The sequence below is a fragment of the Flavobacterium pectinovorum genome, from assembly GCF_006438875.1.
Taxonomy (GTDB): domain Bacteria; phylum Bacteroidota; class Bacteroidia; order Flavobacteriales; family Flavobacteriaceae; genus Flavobacterium; species Flavobacterium pectinovorum_A.
Window position 1 is genome coordinate 77,488 of sequence record NZ_RCZH01000009.1, and the last position, 12,727, is coordinate 90,214.

5 protein-coding genes are annotated in these 12,727 nt (G+C 32.8%); 3 read left to right on the top strand and 2 right to left on the bottom strand.

The genetic code is table 11. The annotated features are described in order from the left end of the window. Positions 1-113: 113 nt before the first annotated feature. On the top strand, positions 114-1,457 hold the full coding sequence (locus tag EAH81_RS14695; RefSeq protein WP_140508366.1) for a sigma-54-dependent transcriptional regulator: 1,344 nt from the start codon (positions 114-116) through the stop codon (positions 1,455-1,457). Here EAH81_RS14695 and EAH81_RS14700 read toward each other — a convergent pair. Next, a complete protein-coding gene (locus EAH81_RS14700) occupies positions 1,454-3,898 on the bottom strand; it encodes a sensor histidine kinase (RefSeq protein WP_140508368.1) in 2,445 nt (814 codons plus the stop codon). The two genes, EAH81_RS14695 and EAH81_RS14700, sit on opposite strands and share 4 nt — an antisense overlap. Positions 3,899-4,076: 178 nt before the next feature. After that, the gene (locus tag EAH81_RS14705) at positions 4,077-5,978 is read right to left on the bottom strand and encodes an alpha/beta hydrolase family protein (RefSeq protein WP_140508370.1); all 1,902 of its coding nucleotides are present in this window, start codon (positions 5,976-5,978) and stop codon (positions 4,077-4,079) included. A gap of 682 nt (positions 5,979-6,660) precedes the next feature. Between EAH81_RS14705 and EAH81_RS14710 the strand changes: the two genes are divergently transcribed. After that, on the top strand, positions 6,661-7,773 hold the full coding sequence (locus EAH81_RS14710; protein ID WP_140508373.1) for an NAD(P)/FAD-dependent oxidoreductase: 1,113 nt from the start codon (positions 6,661-6,663) through the stop codon (positions 7,771-7,773). Positions 7,774-7,822: 49 nt separating this feature from the next. Continuing rightward, a complete protein-coding gene (locus EAH81_RS14715) occupies positions 7,823-12,718 on the top strand; it encodes a fibronectin type III domain-containing protein (RefSeq protein ID WP_140508375.1) in 4,896 nt (1,631 codons plus the stop codon). Positions 12,719-12,727: the final 9 nt, after the last annotated feature.

A 12,727-nucleotide genomic window follows, 5' to 3' on the forward strand; every position in this document is an offset into this window, starting at 1 on the left:
TTTATGTTTTTGGTGAAAAAGAGATTGCTTATAGCAATCTCTTTTTTTTTGCATAATTTTATGAAAAGACAATTTTATAAGTATTATTTTAGCAAAAAAGTCCCTAAAAACAAATGCCAAAGATATTACTGATAGAAGATGATATTTCGTTTTGTAAATTATTAGAAAAATTTCTAGTAAAAAAAGCATACGAAGTCACTATTGCTTTCTCAGCTGCAGAAGCTAAAATAGCAATCAAAAATGAATCCTTTGATTTGATTTTGACAGATCTTCGTTTGCCTGATTCTGATGGTATTGGACTTATGTCAGAATTTAAAATTTCTCATCCTCACATTCCTGTTGTTCTCATGACAGGTTATTCAGATGTAAATACAGCGGTGAAAGCAATCAAAAATGGAGCTGCTGATTATATATCGAAGCCTTTTAATCCTGATGAGGTTTTATTGGTTATCACCAATGCTTTGAAAAATGCTGAAATTGAGGAAATTCCGGTAAAAGAAAAAAAAGCGACTAAGAAAATTGCTGCAACTGAAAATGAATTTGTAAAGGGAATTTCTGTTGCTTCAAAAAAGTTATTAGATCATATTCACTTGGTAAGTCCAACGGATATGTCAGTTTTGATTATCGGCGAAAGCGGAACCGGAAAAGAAATCATTGCTAAAAGCATTCATCAGCAAAGTACCCGAAAAAACAATAATTTTATTGCAGTCGATTGTGGAGCAATTCCGAAGGAATTAGCAGCAAGTGAATTTTTCGGGCATTTAAAAGGGTCTTTTACAGGCGCGATAAGTGATAAAATGGGATATTTTGAAGCAGCAAATGGCGGAACTATTTTTTTAGATGAAATAGGAAACCTTTCCTATGAAAATCAAATTCAGTTATTGAGGGCGCTTCAGGAGAGAAAAATAAAACCTGTTGGAAGTAATAAAGAAATTAACGTCGATATAAGGATTATTACTGCTACAAACGAAGATTTGCGTGAAGCAGTAAAAAACGGCGATTTTAGAGAAGATTTATACCATAGAATCAACGAATTCTCTATTCTTTCACCTTCATTAAAAGATCGCGATGAAGATTTGATGGTTTTTGCCGATTATTTTCTGGAAAAAGCCAACCAGCAATTAAATAAAGACATTATAGGATTTTCGCCGGAAGTAGTTACGATTTTCCAAAATTACAATTGGCCCGGAAATCTGCGTGAGTTGCAAAACTGCGTTAAACGCTCTACACTTTTAACGCAAGGTGATTATATCGAAAGTGATGTATTGCCTGCCGAGTTTTTTCAGATTCAAAAGCAACAAAACAGCAACGGTAATTTCTCCTTATCAGAAAACGAAAAAGAAGCTATTATCCATGCTTTATCGAAAGCAAAAAACAATAAATCTGAAGCTGCAAAATTGCTGAAGATTACCAGAAAGACACTTTACAATAAATTAAAGCAATATAATATCGATTAAGCTATTTCTTGTTTTAAGGCTTCGAAAAGTAAATTAGTTTTTACTTTTAAATCATTAAAAATATTCTCCATTTCGGAAATCTCAAAATCGTTTTTCTCTAGTTTTTTCAAAGCATCCCCAATTTCTCTTGCCTCGATTTGTTTAAACATAGGAGCAATTCTGTGTGCAATTGATTTGATTTCGTCTTTATTTTGTTCTTTAATCGCACTTTCCAGAAATGTTAAATTCTCGGCACTGCTTTCTATAAACGATTTTATAACTTCTTTTAAAGCTACATTATCATTGCCTAAAAATTCATTCAGCGTTTTTAAGGAATACAATTGTGACGAAGTATTTTCCTCAGTTTCTATAATTTCATTATTTGGCAATTCGTCATTTTCAAGAATATGCCCAATAGTTTCAAGCAATACTTTCGGAGAATATGGTTTCTTAATTACGGTCGTAAAACCGGCCTTAGAATAAATAGAAAAATCCAAATCCGTTCTTCCGGTTAATGCAATTACAGGCTGATTTTTATAAGTTGTAATTCCGGAACTTTTCAATTTTTCAAGAAATGCAAACCCGTCCATTTCCGGCATCTGAATATCAGTAATCACAAAGTCAAAAGAAGTTGATTTAATAGCTTCCAGAGCTTTAATTGCGCTATTAAAAGAAAATACATTATGACCTTCCTGTTTCAAAACACCGCTCGTTAAATTCAAAAGATTGATATCATCATCAAGAACAATAAAGGTTTGTTTTTTAATCTCTCGCGTAATAATAGATTTTCTAACTTCAGGAATTGAATTCTGACTGGTATCAAATAATAAAGGAAGCTGAATTTCAAAAGTACTTCCTTTTCCAAAAGTACTTTCAAGTTGTAGATTCCCACCCAAAATAGATATTATTTTCTGGCAAATTGATAATCCTAAACCAGTTCCTCCGTATTTTTTTTCAATATTTTCGTTTGCCTGAGCAAATTCTTCAAAAACTAATTTCTGATTTGACTTTTCAATTCCTATTCCCGAGTCTTCAATTGTAATTGTAAAAAAGCGATTGTCATCAGCAATATAAGCGCTGATTTTTATAAAACCTTCCTCAGTAAATTTATATGCATTCCCAATAATATTGCTTAGAATTTGTTTCAATCGAAACGGGTCACCAACAATTCTCGAATTTAGTTTATCATTGACATTAATAATAAGGTCAATATTCTTTTGCTGGTAAACAGTTTGAATACTTTTAGCAACTTCGTCGATAATTTCAGGTAATAAAAAAGGAACTTTCTCGATCGAAATTTTCCCTGCTTCAATTTGAGAAAAGTCCAGTAAATCCTGAACCAACTGCGTAATATATTCCGAAGAATTTTTGATGTTTTTAATAAAATAAGATTGTTTAGTATTAACATCAGAATTGCCTAAAAGTTCTGAATAACCGACAATAGTACTCAACGGTGTTTTTAAATCATGACTAACAGTCGAAATCAATTGTTCGCGACTTTTAAGCAGATTTTTAGTTTTGAAATTGGCAATCTCAAGCTGTTTTTTATACAATTGCGATTTAGAATAATCGCTCACAATCAAAATAGAGAAAAACAAAGTCAATATTAAACCAATAATAGCCGAAGCTGTCACGATTTCATTAACTTTTTTAAGCGATTTTTCTTTTAGTGAATTGTTTTTAATGGAGTTAATGATGATTTCTCTTTCGATAATTCGAAGTACTTTTCGAAGTTGTTCAGAGATCGCAATTTCATTTTTTAGTAATTTATTTTCCTCGAAATTCAAAGATTCTTTTTTCTTTTCAGCGCGTATTTTCACAGAGCTCAAAAGCTTTTTAGAATTGGCCAAAATAGAATCAGAAGCTTGTTTGCTCAAAGTATTTGTGCTGTCATCCGGAATATTTTGATTGAGATAATCAACATATTTCTGAAGTACATTTTTTTGATAACTGCCTAATTGATTCGGGTTTTTAGTGAAATCCTGAAGTTCTAACTTTCGAAGTTTAAACTCCATTTTTGTAATTTCATCAATGGCAGAATTTACAGAAACTTCATCGTCGGCTTTATTTTTTATGGTTTTTAATTGCTGAATATTTTTGGTTTTTTCAGACAAATAAAAAGTAACACTATCCAATAATGTTTTTTGATATTGGGTTGTAACAATTTGTTTTAAAGTATCAATTCTGGATTTTAAGGAATCGGTTTCAGTGAGGTAACTTTTAAAGTCTTCTTCAGAATTGGTTTGAATTGTTTTTCGCGCTAAACTTTCTGTTTTATAAACATTCGAGAATAATTTGCTGACTCTTAAAATTTTGGTTTTTTCGAAAGCAATTTTATCTTCTAATTTATTGTAGACTACATTTTCAGAATATAAAAACCATCCCACAGTAATAACCAAAGCCAGTAATGCAACATAGCTGAAGAGGACTTTTAGCGCTGTGTAACTTTTTTTGCTCTCCATAGATTATGATAGTAGAATTTGGATGTTTTTATATTAGTAATTCAATGCAATTTATTCAAAAAAAACTGTTTTAAAAAGATAAATTAATGCCAATCTGTTACATAATTCAAAGGTCTAGAAAGTAAAATAGCCGCAGATTATATAAAATCTACGGCTATTATTATTTTAACTTATATGATTAAAGCGTTTCTTCTAACCATTTAAAAAATTCACCTTGCCAAACCTGAGCGTTTTGTGGTTTTAAAACCCAGTGATTTTCATCAGGGAAATAAACCAAACGGCTTTTAATTCCTCTTAATTGCGCAGCCTGAAAAGCTTCTTGTCCTTGTCCAATTGGAACACGGAAATCTTTCCCGCCCTGAACAATTAAAATAGGTCTGTTCCAGTTTTGAACCAAAGTTGCCGGATTAAAAGTTGTGTACGCTTTTTGAGCAACAGCATTGTCTTTTTCCCAGTAAGCACCACCAAAATCCCAGTTGTTAAAGAAAACTTCCTCAGTAGTTCCCAACATACTTACCGTGTTGAAAACCCCATCATGAGCGATAAAAGTTTTGAAACGGTTTTTGTGAATTCCAGCTAAATAAAATACTGAATATCCTCCGTAGCTCGCACCAACGCACCCTAAACGGCTTTTGTCAACATAACTTTCTTTAGACACATCGTCAATTGCAGAAAGGTAATCGTCCATAACCTGTCCACCCCAATCTTTACTAATTTGCTCGTTCCATTCAACACCATGTCCTGGCATTCCGCGACGGTTTGGCGCAACTACTACATAACCTTTTGCAGCCATTAATTGGAAATTCCAACGGAAAGAATACGATTGTGTCAACGCAGATTGTGGTCCGCCCTGACAGAATAATAAAGTTGGATATTTTTTTGAAGCATCAAAATTTGGAGGTAAAATTACCCAAACCAACATTTTTTTGCCGTCAGTAGTCGTAACATAACGTTTCTCAGTTTTGCTAACTGCGATAGTTTTGTAAGTTTCTGTATTTACATTTGAAAGTTGTTTCCAGGTGTTTTTCTTCAAATTAAAAGAAAAAATCTCCGGAGCGTGATTCATGTCATTTCTTGTAACAATAATATCGTCGCCGGCAAAACCAACTAGATCATTAACGTCAAAATCTCCATTTGTCAATTGACGAACCTGAATTGCGATTCTTGTTAATCCCGGAAAGTTTACCGTAAAAAGTTGTTTTGTACCATCAACCGGAGCTACAAAATAAATGTTTTTGCCATCTTTACTCCAGATAAAATTATCTACAGTTCCGTCCCAATTTGCCGTTAAGTTGGTTTTGATTCCTTTAAATTCAACAATAATGTCGTTTTTGTCAGCCTCATAACCATCACGTTTCATTTGTAACCAAGTCAGGTTTCCTGTTGGAGAAAATTGTGGAGCAGTATCGTAACCTAAATTACCTTCGGTTCTGTTGGTTGTTTTTTGAGTTTCTAAGTTGTACTCATAAATATCTGTGTTAGTAGAAATCGCATATTGTGTTCCTGCTTTTTTCTTGCAAACATACAAGATGCTTTTTCCGTCAGGCGACCAGATATAATCTTCGTCACCACCAAAAGGTTTTTGTGGAGAATCAAAATTTTCACCTTTTAAAACATCAATTCCTGTTGCACCTTCCTTGTTTTCTTTATAAAAAACGTGGTTGAATTTACCTTCGTTCCAAGTATCCCAATGACGATAATCTAAACCATCATAAATCTGAACTTCTGATTTGTCTAACTTCGGATAAAAATCTTTACCCAAAACTTTGTCAATTTTTACTTCTTCATTATACACTAAAAACTTTCCGTCAGGCGAAATGTTTTTGTCAGTCAAAATTTCTTTTGTGTCTTTAATTTCAGTTGCATTTCCGCCAGTTATAGGCACAATGTAAAACTTAGAATGCGATTTGTTTTCTTCTACAGAAGGAGTAGAAACTTTAAAAACAACATTTTTCGCATCTTTTGAAAGTCCAAGAGCACTCACTCGTCCTAATTTCCATAACAATTCTGGTGACATTACATTCTGTCCAATGGCGTTTAAACTCATCATTATTAAGGTTGTAAATAATACTTTTTTCATAATAAAATTCTAATATTCGTGGGGCTAAAAATACAACTTTTAAATTCCAATTTTTAAATTTCAAATCCCAATTATTGTTAAAAGTTATCCTCTTTTGTAATTATTTTGTCGCTGAGCATTTCGATGTTTGGAGTAATTGTCATTAAGTCAAGGAAAACCCAATGGAACTAGTTGAAAATAAATCAATTTCATTATTAAAACACACATTTAGATTTGTTTTTTGTTCCATCGGAACATTTCATTGGTAGCCAAATAAATAGGATGTTTTTTTACGTTCCGTAGGAACGTTTGATTTGATAATAATGGTAAAATATATACAGATTTACATACCGAATTTGTCAAACGTCCCTACGGGACGATATTGCTTACTACGCATTTTTTTTTCTACCGATGAGATGTTCCGATGGAACAAGTTGTTATTGACAATATCTCATCAAATTGTTTTTGGCTAGCTTTTTTTGATTTTAGAAGCCTGAAACCTATGAAAAACTGATAATCTTAATGATATTGAACCTTGATTCCAAAACTTTTCAGGGAAGATTCCGCCACGAATTCACGAATTTTAAAGTTAATACATGGCAAATAAAAATACGTTTAAAACAAAGTTTTGGAATTTGGAATTTTACAATTGAAATTTATTTTTTGGTACAAAAAATCTGTATTTTTATAAAAAATTTAACAAATGGAATTGAGTTACTGGGAACTTAAAAATTGGTTTACAAATGTTGACTATACTATTGTAGGAAGCGGCATTGTAGGTTTGCATGCAGCATTACGCTTGCGCGAAAGGTTTCCAGCTGCAAAAATTCTGGTGTTAGAAAAAGGAATGTTGCCGCAAGGCGCAAGCACCAAAAATGCAGGTTTTGCCTGTTTTGGAAGTCTTTCTGAAATTATGGACGATCTCAAAACACATTCAGAAGAAGAAGTTGTTAATCTAATTGAGAAACGTTGGAAAGGTTTACAATTACTTCGAAAAAGATTAGGAGATTCTGCAATAGATTTTAAACCTCACGGCGGATATGAATTGTTTTTGAAAGAAGATGAACTTGGTTTTGGAGAATGTATTTCGAAATTGCCTTTTATAAACGAAATTCTGAGATCACTTTTCAAAGCCGATGTTTTTACCAAAGAAACAGACCGATTCGGGTTTGGAAACATTCAGGATTATTTAATTTTTAATCCATTTGAAGCTCAAATTGATACCGGAAATATGATGCAGGAATTGTTGCGACAAGCAGTTTCGGATAATATTTTGATTCTAAATCAACAAACAGTTACGGCATATTCTGATTTAGGAAATCAGGTCGAAATCGTTTTGAAGGATTTTAGTTTTAAATCCAAAAAAATACTTTTTGCTACAAATGGTTTTGCAAATGCTTTAACAAAAGGTGCCGTTCAGCCAGCGAGAGCGCAAGTTTTAATAACAGAACCAATTCATAATTTAGATATAAAAGGTACATTTCATTTAGATCGGGGTTATTATTATTTCAGAAATATAAACGATAGAATCTTACTTGGAGGCGGAAGAAATCTGGATTTTGAAACTGAAAATACAACCGAATTTGGTCAGACAGAAATTATACAAAATAAACTGGAGGATTTACTTAAAAATATTATTTTACCCAATCATGATTTCAGGATTGCGCATCGCTGGAGCGGTATTATGGGAGTAGGAAACAGTAAAAATCCTGTTGTTACGCAATTGTCAGAAAATGTGTTTTGCGGAGTACGTTTAGGCGGAATGGGTGTAGCAATAGGCAGTTTAATAGGAACAGAATTAGCAGATTTAATATAAAATATAAATTACCAGAACCAAAATAATTAAACCAAAACCAACCGAAAACATGCAAAAAACTACATTTATTGTTCTTTTTTCTTTTTTTAACCTTCTTTTTTTACAAGCAAATAATAAACCGGAAACCAATTTTTTTGATCTGAATTTTGATGTTACCGTATCATTAATCGGTGAGGTTGAGGTTGATTATCATGATTATGATTTTACAGCAACCTACGAATGGCAGTTTGAATATGGTCCCATAGGATTTAAGACTGGAGAAGGTAAAACGATAACCGTTTCTGGCTGGCCATATTACAATTTTAAACTGGATCCTTTGAAAGGATATGATTTTAGAATTAGAGCAAACAACTTGGTAAATAATGCTCTTGTCTGGACAGATTGGTCGCAGACAAAAACAATATTCGCAACAAGTGATAAAGTTTTTTCTGTGGGGTACACGGCTAATTTCGATGATTCAAAAGCAACAAATCTGGAATGGCGAGGATTGCTTTATAATAATTCTACAAGTGACGCTGGTATAGGTTTTTCTACAGGAAACAATCATAGTGCCAATGGTGATAAGGGTTCATCAGTATATATGGCTAATTACAATTATGATTCAAATTCTTATATTGGTTTTGTGTCTCCCAGATTTAATGACCTGGCAACAGATCGAAAAATAAAATTCTGGACCTATGGATATTATCCGGAAACGGAGTTATTGGTTGGTACAATGACAGATCCTAATGATTTCAATACGTTTCATTTACTTGCTCCGGTTGAAGTAAAAACGGGTGGTGGCTGGCAGCCACAGACTATTTATCTGAACAATTATAAAGGTACTGATCAGTATATTGTGTTTTTCTTTAAAAGTAAATATTATGGAGCTGATAGTAATGAGGTTTATTTAGACGACTTTAGTTATGAAAAAGCTTCGGATTGTTTTGATCAAACCAATTTTGCCGTCACAAATATTGAGCAAAAGTCAGTTCAAATAAGCTTTGATGCTCCAAATGAAAATAATTTTCAGGTAAGTTTAACCAATGTTGCCAAACATACTACAGAAATTTTTAATATTCAAAGCAGCCCTTTTACCATAAATAATTTAGTGGGGAATACGGATTATCAAGTGAAAGTAAGAGCCAATTGTATTGATGATTTATTTTCTAATTGGACAAAAACAATTCCTTTTAAAACACCTTGTACCGTTATTTCAGATAGTTACAGTACCTCTTTTGAAGGAACCAATTATATTGATCCTTGCTGGAGTGTAATTGCCAATAATTGTCTAGTTCGTAGTAGTTTAGAAAATGTTGGGGGATCAACTAGGTTCACACCGAAAACGGGTGATGCAACAATTATAATTTCGAAATTCGTTTCAACTTTAAATGTTGATAAAGCCTATTTGATAACTCCATATATTGCTGATTTAGATGCTGATAAAAGAGTAAGATTTAGCCTTTTGACCTATAGCGGCAGTTATAAATACCACACTAGTTCGCTAACGATTGGTACGATGTCTGATCCTAAAGATGCGAGCACGTTCATTGCTCTAAAAACAATTTTACCATCAGAAATGAATGAAATTGAGAACTTAAATAAATCGTCACTTTGGAAAGAACATACGGTTTATTTAGACAATTATTTAAAAACTAATAATCATCATTATATAGCTTTGAGATATAATAATGAGAGTGAATCAGAATTTAGCATTGATGATTTTGTATATGAAAAAGCGTCGTTTTGCTTAGAGCCGCTTAATCCAAGAACGACTAGTTTTGGGTATGACTTCGCAACGGTGACCTGGGATAATTATAAGCCAGCAACGGAATGGCAGATTGAATACGGACCAAAAGGTTTTGAACACGGAACAGGAACTATTGTAACTGCAAACACATTTCCTTTTAAAATTACCGAATCTGTTTTAGATGATACTGAATATGATTTCTATGTGCGCAATAAATGCGGCAATGATTATAGCGGATGGTCTGATAAGGGATATTTCAAGACCAAATGCATAGGAGTAACTGCTGGTTACAAAGAGGATTTTGAAACTTTTGCTTTTGAAAAAAATGGCTGCTGGACCAGAATTGTGCCTAATTTTACTGTGGAAAGTTATTATACTAAAAATGATTTTATAGATTCTCCTAAACAATCTGCGCCAAATTATTTAGTGCATAGCGGTTTAAGATCTATTTGTTTGTTGAATAAACCTGACGTACTTTTTCCTGGGGAAACAAAAACAGAAGGTAATTCAGATAGAATCGTACTTATTTCTCCAAGATTAAAAGATTTTGACCATTATAAAAAAATCAGTTTTTGGTTGTCAACCAGACAACAGAGTTCACAGGCTCCGGCAGAATTGATCGTGGGTACAATGTCAGATCCTGATGACGCCACTACTTTTACACCTTATAGAGTAGTTGCTATTCCGGTAACGAGCCATGATAAAATGATAAAATATGAAATAGAATTTTCTGATTATTATGGAACAGATAAGTTTATTGCTTTCAAGCAGAGCAAAATAAATGTAAGACTGACTGATTTTTTCCTTGATGATTTCGAATACAATCAAAACGAATGTATAAAACCTGGATTATTAGGAGCAAGACAGTCGGGTAGTGATATTGCAACTTTAGATTGGCGAGATAATAACACGAAGAAACCATCAGAAAGTTGGGATATTGAATACGGACCAAAAGGATTTGCTGATGGATCAGGAACGATAATAAATGTAAAAACAAATCCGGCTAATTTAACAGGTTTAGCACAGGGAATTTATGATTGCAGAGTAAGAGCGTATTGCGAAGCCGGAATTGCAAGTGATTGGTCTGATCGTTATACTTTTAAAATTGGCTGTACCGAAAAAGCTCCTTTTGTAGAAAACTTTGATCAATATCAGGTTCTTAACGAAATTCCTGGTTTCTGCTGGACTAAAAACAGCTTTATGGATACGCAGCTTTTAGAATGTTATTTAACCAATATTAATAGCTCTCCAAATGTTTTTTACTTGCAAAATAATCGGGATACGCCACTTTTAGTGTCACCTTATTTGGAGGATTTTGACAAAGACAAGAAAATTAAATTTTGGCTTAATGGGCAGTTAACAAGCAGTAATATAAAATCGGGAGATTTGGTAATTGGAACTATCAAAAATCCGTTAGATATTTCGACATTTGAACCGTATCAAACTATTTCAGTTGAAGAACTAAAAAACTTACCGAAATACGGAAAAGAAGTCAATGTTGATTTTTCTAAATATAAAGGTTCAAATAAGCAGATCGCATTTATGTTTAAATTGAATGATGATATATGGAGTGGAACTAACAGAGTCTTGATCGATGATTTTAATTATGATCAAACCTTGTCTTGTTATGAGCCAATAGATGTTGTTTTTTCGAATATCAATAATAATTCGGTTCAAATAAACTGGACTTCAAAAAACGCATTACCAGAAAAAGTTGAGATAGAATATGGTGCAACCGGATTTACTCCGGGCATGGGAACTATTCTAAATACAACTGCAAACGAAATAAAAGTTTCGAACTTGCAATCTGGAATTTCCTATCAGTTTTATTTTAAAACAGTATGTGATGCCGGAAATTCGATCGTGGTTGGACCAAAGAAAATTGAAACAACATGCAGCGTTAAAACCTTACCATGGATTGAGAAATTTAGTAATTTACCTGCTTACGGAAAAGATGTATTGCCTGATTGTTTCAAATTGTTGCACGGGAGTTTAACTCTTGAAAACACTGCTGTAGAAGAAGTTTTCAGTAATTATAGTCCGGATTATTTGCGAGATGGTTTTGATGATCATAGTTATATCTACTTAAGAGGAGATTTTTGGACAGATTTTATGGCTCCTATGTTTCATCTGGAAGCAGGGACAACCTATAAATTTAGTGTACAAGGAAGAAATAGTTACGAATATAGAACGCAGGGAATTGGATTATCTGCAGGAAGAGGACAAAATGCATATAATATGGAAACCAGATTGGGAGGCACTGGCAGACTTACAGAATATAATTATAGTGAGGTAGTGTCTTATTTTACGCCAGTTGTTTCTGGAGATTATAGTTTTTTAATGGATTTTTCAAATTCTGGTGCACCAAATTTACTTGCGGATAATTTTGAATTAAAAGAAGGGTATAAAGTATCCGTTGATGGAAATAAAAATTCAACTGTCTATGATTTTCAAAAAGGAATAACAGATGATATTATTCTTGAAGATACATTTGATGCAAGTTGTGAAATAGGTTTTGATGATCAGTCGGCAGCAAATAAAGTAGTTGTAATGAGCAAGGGTTCATCAGGGAGCAATTGGGTAACGACTTCAACAAATTCAAATTCTGGAAAAACAAACGAAAATGCAGCTTCTATTTGGGAATTAAATCAAAGTAATATTTCTAAAGTAAACACTAAGATAGATGCTAAAAATGCAGCTTCTTTATTTATGAGTTTTGAACTGAAACAAAGATTTGTTGATCACAATACGGAGTCTATGTTTAGAGTTATTGTAAACGGAAATGTGTTGGGAGATGTAATCAAACCTGTAACAAACAAAGCAGATAGTTTTCAGAAATATATGTTTGATTTAACCCCTTATGTAGGTTCAGAAATCAGGATTTCGCTGCAGCATATTGGGAAAACGGATTTTGAAGATACCGCATTTTTAGATAATTTAACCTTTGCAAAAACAGTAGAGAACTTGTCAGTTGTGGAGAATAAGATTACAGATTTTAAATATTATCCAAATCCAATCGAAAATATTTTAAATATAGAAAGTAATTCGATAATTTCGAATTTGGAAGTTTATAATCTAAATGGACAATTGCTTTTTGAAAGTAAATATTCAGATGCAAAAATAGCTGTCGATTTTAAACGATATGCAACAGGTGTTTACTTGGTTGTTTTAAAACAGGATGACAAAAAGGAAACCTTTAAAGTGATAAAAAAATAATAGTATAAC

Bases quoted from the DNA above. Each gene is read 5' to 3' on its own strand.
- EAH81_RS14710 (WP_140508373.1), top strand. From the start codon at position 6,661: ATGGAATTGAGTTACTGGGAACTTAAAAATTGGTTTACAAATGTTGAC.
- EAH81_RS14695 (WP_140508366.1), top strand. From the start codon at position 114: ATGCCAAAGATATTACTGATAGAAGATGATATTTCGTTTTGTAAATTA.
- EAH81_RS14700 (WP_140508368.1), bottom strand. From the start codon at position 3,898: ATGGAGAGCAAAAAAAGTTACACAGCGCTAAAAGTCCTCTTCAGCTAT.
- EAH81_RS14705 (WP_140508370.1), bottom strand. From the start codon at position 5,978: ATGAAAAAAGTATTATTTACAACCTTAATAATGATGAGTTTAAACGCC.
- EAH81_RS14715 (WP_140508375.1), top strand. From the start codon at position 7,823: ATGCAAAAAACTACATTTATTGTTCTTTTTTCTTTTTTTAACCTTCTT.